At 55.9% G+C, this 15154-nt stretch carries 15 protein-coding genes; 4 read left to right on the forward strand and 11 right to left on the reverse strand.

Annotated elements, in window-relative coordinates:
* Positions 1–452: 452 nt before the first annotated feature.
* Positions 453–1307 carry a carboxylating nicotinate-nucleotide diphosphorylase gene (gene nadC, locus ACJJIP_RS15345; RefSeq protein ID WP_157533379.1) on the forward strand — a complete coding sequence of 285 codons (855 nt, stop codon included), beginning with the start codon at positions 453–455 and terminating at the stop codon, positions 1305–1307.
* A gap of 54 nt (positions 1308–1361) precedes the next feature.
* Here nadC and ACJJIP_RS15350 read toward each other — a convergent pair whose 3' ends face one another.
* The 10 genes from ACJJIP_RS15350 to ACJJIP_RS15395 form a co-directional block, all read right to left on the reverse strand.
* Positions 1362–2105, reverse strand: coding sequence for a sulfite exporter TauE/SafE family protein (locus tag ACJJIP_RS15350; protein WP_444902050.1), 744 nt, complete (start codon positions 2103–2105; stop codon positions 1362–1364).
* Between the two features lie 3 nt (positions 2106–2108).
* Positions 2109–2288, reverse strand: a complete 180-nt coding sequence (gene ccoS, locus ACJJIP_RS15355; protein ID WP_020412296.1) for a cbb3-type cytochrome oxidase assembly protein CcoS — start codon at positions 2286–2288, stop codon at positions 2109–2111.
* A 15-nt stretch (positions 2289–2303) separates the two neighbouring features.
* The gene (locus tag ACJJIP_RS15360) at positions 2304–4748 is read right to left on the reverse strand and encodes a heavy metal translocating P-type ATPase (RefSeq protein ID WP_444945510.1); all 2445 of its coding nucleotides are present in this window, start codon (positions 4746–4748) and stop codon (positions 2304–2306) included.
* Positions 4745–5269: a FixH family protein gene (locus ACJJIP_RS15365; RefSeq protein WP_020412294.1), complete on the reverse strand. Its 525-nt coding sequence runs from the start codon at positions 5267–5269 to the stop codon at positions 4745–4747. The genes ACJJIP_RS15360 and ACJJIP_RS15365 overlap by 4 nt, the downstream gene beginning before the upstream one ends.
* An 85-nt stretch (positions 5270–5354) precedes the next feature.
* Complete coding sequence (ccoG, locus tag ACJJIP_RS15370) at positions 5355–6773, reverse strand: cytochrome c oxidase accessory protein CcoG (protein WP_282951377.1); 1419 nt, start codon at positions 6771–6773, stop codon at positions 5355–5357.
* A gap of 139 nt (positions 6774–6912) precedes the next feature.
* On the reverse strand, positions 6913–7821 hold the full coding sequence (gene ccoP / locus ACJJIP_RS15375; protein ID WP_020412292.1) for a cytochrome-c oxidase, cbb3-type subunit III: 909 nt from the start codon (positions 7819–7821) through the stop codon (positions 6913–6915).
* Entirely contained in the window at positions 7821–8054 is a 234-nt protein-coding gene (locus ACJJIP_RS15380; RefSeq protein ID WP_020412291.1) for a CcoQ/FixQ family Cbb3-type cytochrome c oxidase assembly chaperone, read from the reverse strand. Before ACJJIP_RS15380 ends, ccoP begins: the two co-directional genes overlap by 1 nt.
* A gap of 18 nt (positions 8055–8072) precedes the next feature.
* The gene (ccoO, locus tag ACJJIP_RS15385) at positions 8073–8690 is read right to left on the reverse strand and encodes a cytochrome-c oxidase, cbb3-type subunit II (protein WP_282951378.1); all 618 of its coding nucleotides are present in this window, start codon (positions 8688–8690) and stop codon (positions 8073–8075) included.
* Between the two features lie 11 nt (positions 8691–8701).
* Positions 8702–10156: a cytochrome-c oxidase, cbb3-type subunit I gene (ccoN, locus tag ACJJIP_RS15390; RefSeq protein WP_020412289.1), complete on the reverse strand. Its 1455-nt coding sequence runs from the start codon at positions 10154–10156 to the stop codon at positions 8702–8704.
* A gap of 155 nt (positions 10157–10311) precedes the next feature.
* Positions 10312–11532 carry an argininosuccinate synthase gene (locus ACJJIP_RS15395; RefSeq protein ID WP_444945511.1) on the reverse strand — a complete coding sequence of 407 codons (1221 nt, stop codon included), beginning with the start codon at positions 11530–11532 and terminating at the stop codon, positions 10312–10314.
* A gap of 317 nt (positions 11533–11849) precedes the next feature.
* Here ACJJIP_RS15395 and pyrC point away from each other — a divergent pair, with 317 nt between their 5' ends.
* The 3 genes from pyrC to ACJJIP_RS15410 all read left to right on the forward strand — a co-directional run bounded on the left by pyrC (position 11850) and on the right by ACJJIP_RS15410 (position 13986).
* A complete protein-coding gene (pyrC, locus tag ACJJIP_RS15400; protein ID WP_444902053.1) occupies positions 11850–12881 on the forward strand; it encodes a dihydroorotase in 1032 nt (343 codons plus the stop codon).
* Between the two features lie 91 nt (positions 12882–12972).
* On the forward strand, positions 12973–13647 hold the full coding sequence (rnt, locus tag ACJJIP_RS15405) for a ribonuclease T (RefSeq protein ID WP_020412286.1): 675 nt from the start codon (positions 12973–12975) through the stop codon (positions 13645–13647).
* Positions 13648–13731: 84 nt separating this feature from the next.
* On the forward strand, positions 13732–13986 hold the full coding sequence (locus ACJJIP_RS15410; protein ID WP_425411204.1) for a PFL_1563 family small protein: 255 nt from the start codon (positions 13732–13734) through the stop codon (positions 13984–13986).
* A gap of 156 nt (positions 13987–14142) precedes the next feature.
* Here ACJJIP_RS15410 and secF read toward each other — a convergent pair whose 3' ends face one another.
* Positions 14143–15144, reverse strand: a complete 1002-nt coding sequence (gene secF, locus ACJJIP_RS15415; RefSeq protein WP_020412284.1) for a protein translocase subunit SecF — start codon at positions 15142–15144, stop codon at positions 14143–14145.
* Positions 15145–15154: the final 10 nt, after the last annotated feature.

Here is a 15154-nt window from a genome sequence, read left to right on the forward strand (position 1 = left end):
TGCGCACTTGCTGGCTGAAATCTTGTCGGCCGGATAGGCCGTCTTAAATCACCAGTCCCATTTGTTCACCTCGCTGCTCACCTCAATAGGCGGCCTCAAGGCTTAAAAACATGCGGGGATAGGTCTGGTAAAATTCTCTCGAGATAATGCACCCGAAAATCCAACAACCACTTGATTTTGCTCAGGTTTTAAACGCATTAATGCAGTCAATTTGACTAGCGAATTTGGCGACGGCTCCCGCAGTGAGCTTTTCTCTCACCCCGTCGATTCTACTCGCGTTCCCCTCCCTGTTTACACACTTTAGCGACATATTTGAGACGCTTGTCACAGCGAAATGTAGGGCCAGCTGCTACCTGAGGATTTAACCTGGTAAAAATCGAGTAAATGCCCCAGGCAACCCAAATCCAGTCTGTTTTGGTAAACTGCCCGCGCTTTTTTATCGAGGTCCTCCAATGCACCCACAAGACTCCGCGATCCCAAACATCATGACCGACCTGAAAAGGGCCGTGCACACCGCGCTCGATGAAGATGTCGGTAGTGGAGACATCACCGCCCAGCTGATCCCAGCGGAGCGCAGTGCCCGTGCGCGAGTAATCACCCGGGAAGATTGCACCCTGAGCGGACGCGCCTGGGTAGAAGAGGTTTTTCGCCAGCTCGATCAAGACCTGCAACTGACCTGGCACTTTGAAGATGGAGACAGGGTTGCTGCAGATTCAGTGCTGTTTGAATTGGAGGGTAATGCCCGCGCAATCCTGACTGGAGAGCGCGCCGCCCTTAACTTTCTACAGACACTATCCGGCACGGCAACTACTGCAGCGGAATTCGCAAACCGTGCTGCAGGGACTGAAGTTAAGATTCTCGATACCCGCAAAACCATTCCAGGCCTGCGCAGTGCCCAGAAATATGCCGTGCTGTGTGGCGGCTGCCACAATCATCGCATCGGCCTCTACGACGCATTTTTAATTAAGGAAAACCATATCGCAGCCGCCGGCGGTATTGATGCAGCTGTCTCCCAGGCCAGGGCTATCAAACCCGGCGCACTGGTCGAGGTGGAGGTAGAGACCATTGAAGAGTTACAGCAGGCACTGGATAGCGGTGCCGATGTAATCATGCTTGATGAGTTCAATGACGAAGACACTCGCTCCGCCCTATCCCTGGCAAAAGGTAAAGCCAAAATAGAGATTTCCGGCAGTGTAGACCGGGATCGGATTCAGAAGCTGGCAGCTCTGGATGTCGACTACATCTCCTCCGGCAGCCTGACCAAGCACCTGCGCGCGATCGACCTCTCCCTGAGAATTGATTTTTAGTTTTTATCGGGTGTCGGCTAATGGCGCCGCGTCAAAACGGCGCCAGCTCAAAACTCAGTGATTATGGTGGTGGTGCTCCTGCTCTTCTGCCTGCGGAGATTCCATCGCCCCCATTTCCCCATGATTGCCGTGGCCACCGTGGCCCCCATGGCCAAGAGCTCCCCAAATAGTCCAGATACCAAACAATAAAATAGCCGCTGCAAAACCCAGACGCACTCCCGGTTTTTGCACAATATTGCGCACTTGCACAGCGGCAGCACCGGTGGCCAACATGGCCGGTAAGGTTCCGAGACCAAAAGCAAACATCGCCAAGGCCGATCGCTCAGCACTGCCCTGAGCCAATGCAAAGGTCAGTGCACTGTAAACCAGGCCGCAGGGCAACCAGCCCCACAGGGAACCGAGGGCAACCGCCTGCCCCGCAGAGCGAACTGGCAACAATTTCGCAGAGAGAGGCTGCACATAGCGCCATAAATAGCTGCCACCCTTCTCCAGCCATACCAGACCACGCCAGATACCGGCCACATAGAGCGCCATAACGATCAGCATAATGCCCGCAGCGAAGCGCAGCGGCGTCAGGGCAGGAATAATCGCAGCACCCAAAGCGCCAGCGAGCGCCCCCATTAACGTATAACTACCGAGACGTCCCAATTGGTATGAGCCGAGCTGTACCCAAGCTGTTTGCTTGCCGGGCACCGCCATTCCGAGCGCACCCGAGATACCCCCACACATACCAATACAGTGGCTGCTGCCCAGAAACCCGATGGCGAGCGCAGCCGCCAAAAACCCCCAATCTCCCACTGGTTACTTCTCCTTGTCCGAATCCGCTGCGGGCTGATTCTGCACGTCATCCTCAAACAGTATTCTCCGGCCCTCAGTCTCGAGGTCATCGTACTGGCCGTTATTTACCGCCCAGAAAAAGAGTTTTACAGCGAAGGCAACCAAGGCCACTGCAATAGGGATCAGGAAATAGAGACTGTCCACAGTTCACTCCTCTCTTTAATTTGCATGGTGTGCCTGCATACCAGGCACCGAGCTGTCCGCACTTTCCGTCGACGCGTTGGCACGGGACAGGCGCAAGGCGTTAAGAACCACCACCAGCGAACTGGCCGACATACCAATGGCCGCAGCCCAGGGCGGTACCAGGCCGCAAACCGCCAACGGTAGTGCAATGGCGTTGTAACCCAGGGCCCAGGCCAGATTTTGCCGAACTATCTGGCGGCATTTGCGCGCCAGGGAAATTGCCTGGGGAAGCACCTGCAGGTCACCATTCAGCAAGATGGCATCGGCACGGGATTGAGCCAAGTCCGCAGCGGACATCATCGCCACCGAGGCATCCGCTCCCGACAGTACCGGGACATCATTGAGCCCATCGCCAACCATCAGGACCTTCTCTTCACCGGCCTGTAACTGCTGCATATGGGAGAGCTTGTCTTCCGGTGAAGCACCAGCACGGAAGTGGGCAATGGAAGCCTGCGAGGCCAGGCGCTGAACCTCGTTGGACTGATCACCACTCAGTAACTCTACCGACAAGCCCAGTTTTTCCAGCTGATGTACCGCATCCCGAGCTGTCTCACGCAGTTTATCCCCCAAGGCGATCCAGGCGATAGGGCCGTCTCCATCAGCAAGCAGCAACCACTGCCCCTCACCCTGCGGCTGCGCCAGTATTTCAGGTGCAGCGAAATCGGCACGGCCCAGGCGATAATCAACCCCTTCGATCTGCCCCTCCAGGCCGCGACCGGTATGCGCCTTCAGCTTGCTCGCTGTAAGGTTGCCGCGCCAAGCGCGAAATGCACGGGCCAAGGGGTGGTGGGTCTGTGATTCCAGGGCTGCAGCTACATCCTTAACCCGCTGTTTGGCCCAGCCATCGCGCATCAATTGAATTTCCAGGATGCGCGGCTCGCCGCGAGTTAGGGTGCCGGTTTTATCGAACACAACGCGACTGATACGCGGCAGTGTTTCCAGAAGGCTGCCACCGGCCACCAGGAGCCCCAGTTCCTGCAATCGCAAAGTCGCTGAGGCCAGCGCCGCCGGTGTCGCCAGGGACAAAGCACAGGGGCATGTCACCACCAATACAGACAGAGCTACCCAGAAAGCCCTGCTCGGATCCAGCTGCCACCAAACTGCAAAGGCCCCCACAGCCGCCAGCAATACAACTCCGACAAAAACACCGGCGACCCGGTCTGCCAGGGCCACCTGGGCCGGCTTATCCAGTTGGGCGCGCTCCACCAGACGCTCGATGGCAGACAGCCTTGTAGACTGGCCGGCTGCGGTCACACGCACAGTCAGGCTGGAGTCACCGTTGACACTGCCTGCATACACAGGACTGCCCACGAGCTTTTGCTGCAGGGCGGATTCGCCACTGAGCAGCGACTCATCCACACCACTCTCCCCTTCCAGCACTTCGCCGTCAGCGGGAATCGTGTCGCCGGGCCGCAACAAAATCCGGTCGCCAGCCACCAATGCGGCCACCGGTACATGAACCACTTCATCGCCTTGATACCTGGCTGCAGTCATCGGCAGCAGCTGGGCCAGGCCGCCACTGGCGAGCCCAGCACGATGACGCGCACGCATCTCAACCGTGCGCCCAAGCAGCAAGAAGAAGGTGAACATGGAGATGGATTCGAAGTACACCTCGCCGGTGCCAAACACCGTAGCGTAGAAACTGGCACCGTAGGCCAGGCCAATAGCGATGGAGACAGGTACATCCATACTCAGGTGACGGGCGCGCAGGCTGCGCAGTGCTGCGCTAAAGAAGGGGCGCGCCGCATAGAACACCACTGGTGTCGCTACCAATAGCGACACCCAACGGAAATAGCGCTCAAACTCACCGACACCATCGCTACCAGCGCCAAAGTACAGGGCGATAGCGAACATCATCACCTGCATGGTACCCAGGCCCGCAACCCCAAGGCGGCGCAGGGCTGCCCGATGTTCGGCCTGGATTACATTTTCCCGGTTGGCAGCGGTGGCCGGAGCCGGGCGATAGCCAATGCGCTCCAACGCCTCAAAAAGCTGGCTCGGTTTAATCTGCTCAGGATCAAACACAATCTGGGCACGCTGGGTACTGGCATTGACTGAGACCTTTCCAACCCCCGCCAAATGTCCCAGGTGCTTTTCAATCAACCACACACAGGCGGCACAGGTAATACCACCGATCAGCAGCGCCGCCATCTTGCTGCCGCCATCCCAGTCGTGAACAAACTGCTGCTGTACTTCGGGGAGATCGTAGGCGGTCCAGCGGTCCCGCGGCTGGGCCTGTTCCGGGCGGTCACTTTGCTTTTCCCGGTAGCGATAGAAGCCATCCAGGCCACCGGAAACAATGGCCGTCGCCACGGCCTCACAGCCGGGGCAACACATATCACGTGCAGCCCCCTCAATAACAACCGAATGGTTGCTACCGGCAGGGACCGGAAGTCCGCAGTGATAACAAGAGGATGTCATCGACTGGCAGCGTTCAGGGGCGCCGCCTCACCCAGATCGAAATTAATCTCTCCCTTAAGACGCCACTCTGCGTTTTTGTGGAGCTCAGGATCGAGTTCAGGCATCAGGCGCAGATACCAGCGATTGTTCAAATCCACGGGCACAGAGCCTGAATAGCGCCCAACGGAGAGCTGGGATAACACAATATGCTGATCCAGATCTTCCTCTAGCGGGTGGCTGAGGGTAAGCAACAGCTTCTCGGGATACTCGGTATTACCGTTCAGTTCGACAACCACCCCGCGATCGCCCCGCTGGAACTGGACCATCGCCGCCAATCCCAGGGCTTTGGCCCGCTGGTCCTGCTCAGCAGAAAAATGGTACATACGGCTGTCTTTGTGATAAGTGTCCCTGACCTCATCGTCAGCGTGGCGCACAGCTATAGAAACCGTGATAGAGGACACTACCAGCACTGTAATCAGCGGTGCCAGGACCATCCAGGCCCAGAATTCCCGATACCAGGGTTTCGAGGTTGGTTCATTCATCGCGTTACCAAAAATTACCGTTTTATGCAGAAAAGTCGAGCCCACTTGGGCGGGCCCGTACTTTGCAACGGGAACGGCGTCCCGTCTACTGCTTGGGACCAATAAATACCGTTCGGTGCTTGTCGACCAGCTCAGGGTTATCGACAGCCTCCACTACGATATCGATATCGTGCTTGCTCTCTTTCAACTGTGTCTTGGGCACACTCACCCGGATCGGTACCGGGAAAATCTCCCCCGCCTCCAGGTAGATCGTACGCGGCTTACGAACCGAATAATCGTAATTCGGGTTGCCCTCCACACGGATAGTGAACTCATGTGCCGCTTGATCCATATTGCTGATCTTCACGGTATACACATTCTGCACCAGTCCCTGGGATACTCGGTACATTCGCGCACCGCGATCGCGGGTAATTTCAGTCTCAATCGGGTTGCGTGTAGCCACCTGATGGGAGAACAAGCCAACCATTGCCAACAGGACAATGGCATAACCAAACAGGCGCGGACGCAGGTAATTGGTCTTTCCGGTCTCCAACTCGTCTTCTGAGGTAAAACGAATCAGGCCGCGGTCATAACCCATTTTGTCCATGACGCTGTTACAGGCGTCAACACATAGACCACAGTTAATGCATTCATACTGCATGCCATCGCGAATATCGATATCCACAGGACATACCTGCACACACCAGTAGCAATCGATACAGTCACCCATACCCTCGGCCTTGTAGTCCACGTTCTTCTTGCGTGGACCACGGGTCTCGCCGCGCTGTGCATCGTAATAGACCGCAAGAGTGTCCTGGTCGTACATCACCGACTGAAAGCGCGCATAGGGGCACATGTACTTGCACACCTGCTCACGCAGGAAGCCCGCATTCATGTAGGTGGCAAAAGTAAAGAAGGCGACCCAAAAGACCCCCTGCGGATGGGCATCAAAGGTCGCGAGGTCTACCACCAGGTCGCGGATACCATAGAAGTAACCAACGAAAGCCAGAGCTGTGGCGAGAGAAATCAGCAGCCAGATAGCGTGGGTGCCACCTTTACGCAGTATTTTCTCCGCGTTCCAGGGGGCCTTATCGAGCTTCATCCGCTTGTTGCGATCGCCCTCACAAACTCGCTCGGCCCACATAAACATCATGGTCCAGACAGTCTGTGGACAGGTAAAACCGCACCAGACCCGCCCCATCCAGGTGGTAACGGCAAACAGGGCAAAGGCGGCAATAATCAGCAACCAGGCTAGCAGGAAGCCATCCTGTGGGCCGAAGGTGGTACCGAGGATATGAAACTGGCGGGTGGGAAGATCGAAGAAGACAGACTGGCGCCCGTCGATATTAATCCAGGGGATAAAGAAGAAAGCCAACAGTAACGGTAGGCCGGTATATTTGCGAATCCGGGTGTAAATACCACGGATATGGCGAATATAAATTTTGTCATCCGATTCGTAGAGCATGCGGTAGCGAACTTCACCGTTACCTTCCTGCTCTTCGCGGGTGGGAATCAAGTCACTCACAAAAACCTCACTCTCGCACGGGCATTATCTGCACGCGGGCACAGTCAGCCACTTATGTATGAGGCTTTTATCTCCGTCCCTGCAGCACCCGGAGTTCCTTCCAAAAAAATAAGGCCCAGCATAGCCGGGCCTTATTCGATTACTGCTGTTCCTCGTCCTGTTTGGACAAGTTGTAGACATAGGCCGCTACTAAGCGGATCTTGTCTTCGCGCAGCTTATCTTTCTGCGCGGGCATCATATTGCTACGGCCGCTGCGGATCGTGTGCTGGATTTGCGCACGATCGCTGCCATACAGCCACAGGTCATCGGTCAGGTTTGGCGCACCGAGGAGCTGGTTACCCTTGGCGTCCATACCGTGACAGGCCATACACACGGTATTGAAGACCTTCTGTCCTTCCGCAGCCATAGCCTTGTCATGCTCGAGGCCATTCAGGGAGAGAACATACTCAGTGGCGTTCTTAACACCCTCCTCACCAATCACCGGCCCTTGCGGAGGCATCATGCCCTGACGGCCGTTGTACAGGGTTTCCAGGATTTTCTCCGGGGTACCGCCGTAAAGCCAGGCGTTGTCGGTCAGGTTAGGGAAGCCGAAGTTACCGCCGGCATCCGCACCGTGACATACAGCACAGTTGTTGGCGAAGATACGGGAACCCATTTTCAGTGCCTGCGGGCTCTGGGCGATTTCCTCGATGGGCATATCGAGATAAATGCCAAACTGCTCGTCGAACTTCTCCTGGGCCTTAGCCTGGGAAGCTTCCAGCGCGCCGACAGATGACCAACCACCAAGGCCTTTGAAGTTACCCATGCCCGGGTAGATCACCAGGTATACCGCTGAAAACACCAGCGTGGCGATAAACAGCATGAACCACCACTTGGGCAGAGGGTTGTCGTACTCCTCAATGCCGTCGTACACGTGGCCTGTGGTTTTGTTTTCCGGTTCTGCCTGGTCGTCAACTGCCACTTTTCGGTTGGCGAACAACACCCAGGTAATCAACGCCAGATTGGCGAGGGTGAGTACAATTACCCACACACTCCAGAATGTACTCATTACTTGTCCTGCCCCTGTTTTCGTTCAGTCCCGGACTCTTGCCCGGATTTGGATTCATCCTTCTGAGCGGCCGACTCATCCTTATCGGCCTGTTGCTCTTCATCGGCAAATGGCAAATTGGCATCTTCCTCGAAGCGCTTCTTGCGCTTCGGAGAGAAGGCCCACCAGCAGATAGCCAGAAAGGCGATTGATCCCAAAACCAGTCCGATTTCCCGCAATGTTTCGATAGTCACGAGTTTCCTTCCTCGCTATTAGCGTTTTTGGGTAACCAGGGTACCCAGCTGTTGCAAGTAAGCGACCAGGGCATCGATTTCCTTAACCTTGCCGCCTTCGAAAGGCTTGGAGGCGTTGGCGATGTCCTCATCGGTGTAGGGCACACCGACGAGACGCAGTGCTTCCATCTTGCGCGCGGTGTAATTGCCAGTAACTACATTGTCGAACAACCAAGGGTAGGCCGGCATGATGGACTCGGGTACAACGCTGCGCGGGTTGTACAAGTGAGCGCGCTGCCACTCATCGGAGTAACGGCCGCCTACACGAGCCAGGTCGGGACCGGTACGCTTGGAGCCCCACAGGAAGGGGTGCTCGTACACGGATTCCTCGGCCATGGAGTAGTGTCCATAGCGCTCCACCTCAGCGCGCAGCGGGCGCACCATCTGGGTGTGACACACGTGACAGCCTTCGCGGATATAGATATCGCGGCCTTCCAGCTCCAGTGCGGTCAGCGGCTTCTGGCCCGGCAGGGGCGTGTAGTTCGCCTTGGTAAAGAACTGCGGAACGATCTCCACCAGAGCGCCGAAGCTAATGGCGATAATGATGAAAAAGATCATCCAGCCAATATTTTTTTCTACGATGTCATGATTCTTCACGGTCTGCTCTCCTATGCCGCCGGTACAGCTCGAACGGTGTTATCGGCTTCGGCATCGTTTACCTTCTCAGTGATCGTACGGTAAACGTTGTAAGCCATCAGCAGCATGCCCAGCAGGAACATGGCTCCGCCCAACCAGCGCACTACATAACCTGGGTGGCTCGCAACCACACTTTCCACAAAGCTATAGGTCAAGGTGCCGTCAGCGTTAAATGCACGCCACATCAGGCCCTGGGTAATACCGTTCACCCACATAGCAGCGATGTACAGTACCGTGCCTACAGTAGCCAGCCAGAAGTGCGCGTTAATCAGCTTGGTGCTGTACATTTCGCGACGCTTCCAGAGCACTGGAACCAGGTGATAGAGAGCACCGATAGAAATCATGGCAACCCAGCCCAATGCACCGGAGTGTACGTGGCCAACAGTCCAGTCGGTGTTGTGGGACAGGGCGTTTACAGTCTTGATGGACATCATCGGGCCTTCGAAGGTGGACATACCGTAGAAGGACAGGGATACCACCAGGAAGCGCAGGGTCGGGTCGGTGCGCAGTTTGTGCCAAGCACCGGACAGGGTCATGATGCCGTTGATCATACCACCCCAGGATGGAGCCAGCAGGATCAGGGACATTACCATCGCCAGGCTCTGGGCCCAGTCAGGCAGCGCTGAGTAGTGCAGGTGGTGGCCACCAGCCCATACGTACAGGGAAATCAGGGCCCAGAAATGCACGATGGAAAGCTGGTAGGAATAAACCGGACGGCCCGCCTGCTTAGGTACGAAGTAGTACATGATCCCCAGGAAGGCTGCAGTCAGGAAGAACCCTACTGCGTTATGGCCATACCACCACTGGATCATTGCGTCCTTGGTGCCTGAGTAGATAGAGTAAGACTTGAAAGGAGCAACCGGGATCTCCAAATTATTAATAATATGGAGTACAGCAATAGTGACGATATAAGCACCGAAGAACCAGTTCGCCACGTAGATGTGGGAGGTTCTGCGCTTCATGATGGTACCGAAGAACACCAGCGCGTAGGCCACCCAAACCAGGGCGATCAGGATATCAATCGGCCACTCGAGTTCGGCGTATTCTTTAGTGGAAGTGAAGCCCATCGGCAGGGTGATAGCCGCTGCCACGATAACGGCCTGCCATCCCCAGAAAGTAAAGGGAATCAGCCAGCCGCCCCACAGGCGAACCTGACAGGTGCGCTGCACTACATAGTAAGAGGTGGCAAACAGAACACTACCACCAAAGGCGAAAATTACCGCATTGGTGTGTAATGGCCTCAAGCGCCCAAAGTGCGAGAAGGGCTGCCAGAAATCATTGAGTTCTGGCCAGGCTAGCTGGGCCGCGATCAATACGCCCATGCCCATACCAAAAATGCCCCAGACCACGGACATGATGGTGAACTGGCGCACGATATTGTAGTCATAGTCCGGCACAGGGCCGGTCTTTGCCACCGTTGTCGTCATGTTTAAACTTCCGTTGCTTTTTTAAAATCGGTTCCACTGAGCGGGACTGGCCCACCGCATGGTCTGCGGCAGCTATGCGCAAACACAGCTGTCACTTTATTGGCCAGATAAGGATTTAAGCGCACCCCGCACTAGCCAAGGATGATCTAAATCAACTAAATCAATTTTCTTCCCTTACCGGCGGCGATCCGCAGACGCAGGGCGTTGAGCTTAATAAAGCCCTCTGCATCTTTCTGGTCGTAGGCCCCGGCATCGTCTTCGAAGGTAGCGATACGCTCGTCGAAGAGGCTGTCGGCAGAACGGCGGCCCACTGCGCTCACACTACCCTTATAGAGTTTCAGGCGTACTTCACCGTTAACCACCAGCTGGGATTCATCGATCGCAGCCTGCAGCATGCTGCGCTCCGGTGACCACCAGTAGCCGTTATAAACCAGCTCAGCGTAGCGCGGCATCAGGGAATCTTTCATATGAGCCACTTCGCGATCCAGCGTGATGGACTCAATGGCGCGGTGCGCCTTCATCAAAATGGTGCCGCCAGGTGTTTCGTAGCAGCCGCGGGACTTCATTCCCACGTAGCGGTTTTCCACAATATCCAAGCGACCAATGCCGTTGGCTCCGCCCAACTTATTCAGTTTCTCAAGCAAAGTAGCAGGGCTTAAGCGCTCACCGTCGATAGAAACGGGATCCCCCTTCTCAAAGCCCAAAGTAATATAGGTCGGCTCTTCTGGTGCAGCTTCGGGGCTGACACTCCAACGCCACATATCTTCCTCGGCTTCCGCCCATGGGTCCTCAAGGTTGCCGCCCTCGTAAGAGATATGCAGCAGGTTGGCATCCATTGAGTAAGGGGATTTCTTTTTGCTGGAGGAGAAATCCACCGGAATTTTATGCTGTTCGCAATACTGCATCAGCTTTTCTCGGGAGTTTAGGTCCCACTCGCGCCAGGGAGCAATTACCTGGATACCTGGCTTCAACGCATAGGCACCCAGTTCGAAACGCACCTGGTCGTTGCCCTTGCCAGTGGCGCCATGGGAGATAGCATCGGCACCGGTCTCGTTGGCAATCTCGATCAGGCGCTTGGCGATCAGCGGGCGCGCGATGGAGGTGCCCAGCAAATACTCGCCTTCGTAAATCGCGTTGGCACGGAACATCGGGAAGACGAAATCGCGCACGTACTCTTCGCGCAGGTCGTCGATATAAATTTCTTTTACACCCAGGGCCTCAGCCTTGGCTCGGGCGGGTTCCACTTCCTCGCCCTGGCCGATATCAGCGGTAAAAGTTACCACCTCACAACCGTAAGTTTCCTGCAGCCAGCGCACAATTACCGACGTATCCAGTCCGCCGGAATATGCCAGTACTACCTTCTCGATTTTGCTCATTGCTATCCTCTGCTGCCGGGAACACGCCGTCACAACATTAGGCACGGCGATATGGATCGCCTCTGCGCGAATTAATGTCGGTCTGGGGGAGTTATTCTTGGAGGTATACCCAGGGTCGGTATTATGGGCACAATAATACCCACACTGTTTATCGGGGCGCGATTGTAGCGCCTCAGCTCGCAATCGACTAGCGCCAAGACACTTGTAGACACAATTGATTAATTTTTAACCCTTTTGTGCATCGCAATTTCACCCCGCATCGGGTAGCATGCGCGCCGCACAACGACTCACTACAGCGTCCAAGACCACGGAGTACCATGACGGAGCAAATCACTCTTCGCGCCCCTGACGACTGGCATATTCACCTACGCGATGGCGCCGCCCTAGAACGCACAGTAGGCGATGCCGCCCAACAATTTCACCGCGCAATAGTGATGCCCAACCTGGTACCACCAGTTACCAACGCCGATATGGCCCTGGCCTATCGCGAGCGTATCCGCGCGCATATTCCGGCCGGCCGCGCTTTTGAGCCGCTGATGGTTATTTACCTGACCGATAAGACCGATGCCGAAGTAATCCGCCAGGCGCACGCTGCCGGTGTGATCGCAGCAAAACTATACCCTGCCGGAGCAACCACGAATTCCGATTCCGGGGTAACCGACATCGCCAATATTTACCCCGCCCTGGAGGAAATGCAGTCCTGCGGTATGAAACTGCTGCTGCACGGGGAGGTAACCACCAACGATATCGATATTTTCGATCGCGAGCAGGTATTTATTGAGAAAACCCTGTCGCGCCTGGTGGAAGATTTTCCCACGTTGAAAGTGGTTTTCGAGCACATTACCACTGCCAATGCCGCTGAGTTTGTACAGCATGCCCGCGATGGTGTGGCCGCGACCATTACCGCCCACCACCTGCTGTACAACCGCAACCATATGCTGGTTGGTGGTATTCGCCCGCACTACTACTGCCTGCCAATCCTCAAGCGCGGCGATCACCAGTCAGCTCTGATCGAAGCGGCCACCAGCGGCAGCCCGAAATTTTTCCTCGGCACCGACTCGGCCCCCCACGCTCACCATAAAAAAGAACACGAATGCGGCTGCGCCGGTTGTTACACTGCCTACTCCGCCATAGAGCTGTACGCCGAAGCTTTTGAGCGCGCCGGCAAGCTGGATAAGCTGGAAGGTTTCGCGAGTAATTTCGGGCCCGACTTTTACGGTCTGCCACGCAACCAGGACACCATCACCCTGGTCAAACAACCGTGGACCCTGCCGGAAAGCCTGGATATGGGCGGTGAGAACCTGATACCCCTGAATGCCGGTGAAACCCTGAACTGGAAACTCGTATAATTCCGGTTTGAACTGTTGCGGGCCAATAGCAAGCCCGCTCATGCCCGGGTCCAAGCAACCCCGGCACAATTGAGATTTACAAGGACCCAAAGTGACCCCCGCGGAAGAACCAACAGGACCCAAGAGCCCCCTCGCCCAGCGATTTCGCGGCTTCCTGCCGGTTGTTATCGACCTGGAAACCGGCGGCTTTAACGCGCGTACCGATGCCCTGCTGGAGATTTCGGCGGTTATTCTGGATATGGATGCGGAGGGCAACCTCGTCCCCCATGAGACCCACAGTTTCCACCTGGAACCATTTGAGGGCGCCAACGTAGAGCAGTCGGCCCTGGACTTTATCGGTATCGACCTGGAGTCCCCCGATCGCGATGCCTGGCCTGAAGAAATTGCTCTGCCAGAGCTGTTCCGCAAAATCCGCAGCGCGGTGAAAAAACACAGTTGCACCCGCGCCATCGTGGTTGCTCACAATGCCCATTTCGATCTGGGATTTGTTAACGCCGTCGTTGAGCGGACCGGAATCAAGCGCAACCCATTCCATCCCTTCTCCTGTTTCGATACCGCCAGTCTCGCCGGGCTCGCCTATGGCCAAACGGTTCTGGCCAAAGCCTGCCAGGCCGCAGGTATCGAGTTCGACAATAGCTGCGCCCACTCCGCAGAGTACGATGCGGAGAAAACCGCAACCCTGTTCTGTGGAATCGTAAACAAGTGGCGGGAAATGGGCGGCTGGCCACTGGCTACCGAGGCACCTGCAGAGCAGGAAGTGGAATAGCCCCAGAAATTACCTCTGTGTGACACACCGTGCCGCTGCACCCGGCGGCAAACTGACCGCTATGTGCAGCGCTTAGGCGTTTGGGTGATTTTTTGTTCAAAACAATGTATGATGTCCGGCCAACCCATAAACCGGATAGTTATCGTGGCCAAAAAAGCATCCTCGTCTTCCAGTCGCAAGCAGAGCGCTCCGTTAGAGACCAGCGAGAGCATTGAAGCGCAGGTGCAGGCTTTCCTGGCCAAGGGTGGCGAGATTGAGCAGGTGCCCAAGGGTGTGAGCGGCCAGACCAACACCTCCGGCCCCAAGCACATCACCCTGGGTAAGAAGCCTCGCAGCTAAACCGCTCGTAACTGGCTTCACTAATTAGCCCAATTTAGCCCAACAAAAGGCCCCGACTTCGGCACTTAATTACACTTGATTAATGGTGACTGAGAAACCGGGAGCACAAAAAAGGCCGCTTTAAAGCGGCCTTTTTAATTTAAGGGTTAGCCTGGATCAGGGCATTTCTTCCAGCTCAGCACCCTCTTTCACTGGCGGCATCAGATCTTCTTTGGAGATCTTCAGTCCCATCAGCACGTTTGCTGCTACATACACAGAAGAGTAGGTACCTACAACCACACCGACGATCAACGCCAGGGAGAAGTTGTGGATTAGCTCCCCGCCGAAGAACTGCAGCGCCCACAACACCAGCAAGGTCGTGAACGAGGTCATAAAGGTACGGCCCAGAGTCTGGCTAATGGAGATATTAATAATCTCCTCAGTCTCAGCCTTGCGCACCTTGCGGAAGTTCTCACGAATACGGTCAGATACCACGATGGTATCGTTCAGGGAGTAACCGATCACCGCCAGCACCGCCGCCAGTACAGTGAGGTCGAAGTCCAGCCCCAGCAGGGCAAAGAAGCCCAGCACGATAATCACATCGTGCCCCAATGCCGCTACGGCACCAACGGAGAACTTGTACTGGAAGCGCAGGGCCACGTAGATCATCACCAGGGCCAGAGCCACCAGCATGCCCAAGCCGCCATCATCGCGCAGCTCGGCACCTACCTGAGGGCCCACCATTTCCACACGACGCAGGGTGACAGTACCATCGCTGCCTGCACGCAGCACTTCTACCACCTTGTCGCCAATCGGTGTAACAGCTTCCTGATCAGTAGCACTGATCTGGGTTTCCTCTTCAGTTACCTCCGGCGGCAGCTTGATCATCAGCTCGGTTTCGGAGCCGTAGTTCACTACCGTAGCGCCATCATAGCCAGCATTTTCCAGCTGGGTGCGCACATCGTTAATAAACGGCGCAACTTCGTAACCCACTTCAACCTGGGTACCGCCGGTGAAGTCCAGGCCAAACTTCAGGCCCTTGGCCGCCAGTATGCCAATCGATGCCAGTACCAGGATGACAGAAACAACCGCGGCAATCTTGCGCCAGCGCATAAAGTCATAAACGCGCTTGCCCATGTACTCGGTGATCTTACCGTTTTCCACTTTGGTCTCACTCATGGCCAGTCTC

This window comes from Microbulbifer variabilis (assembly GCF_052467165.1).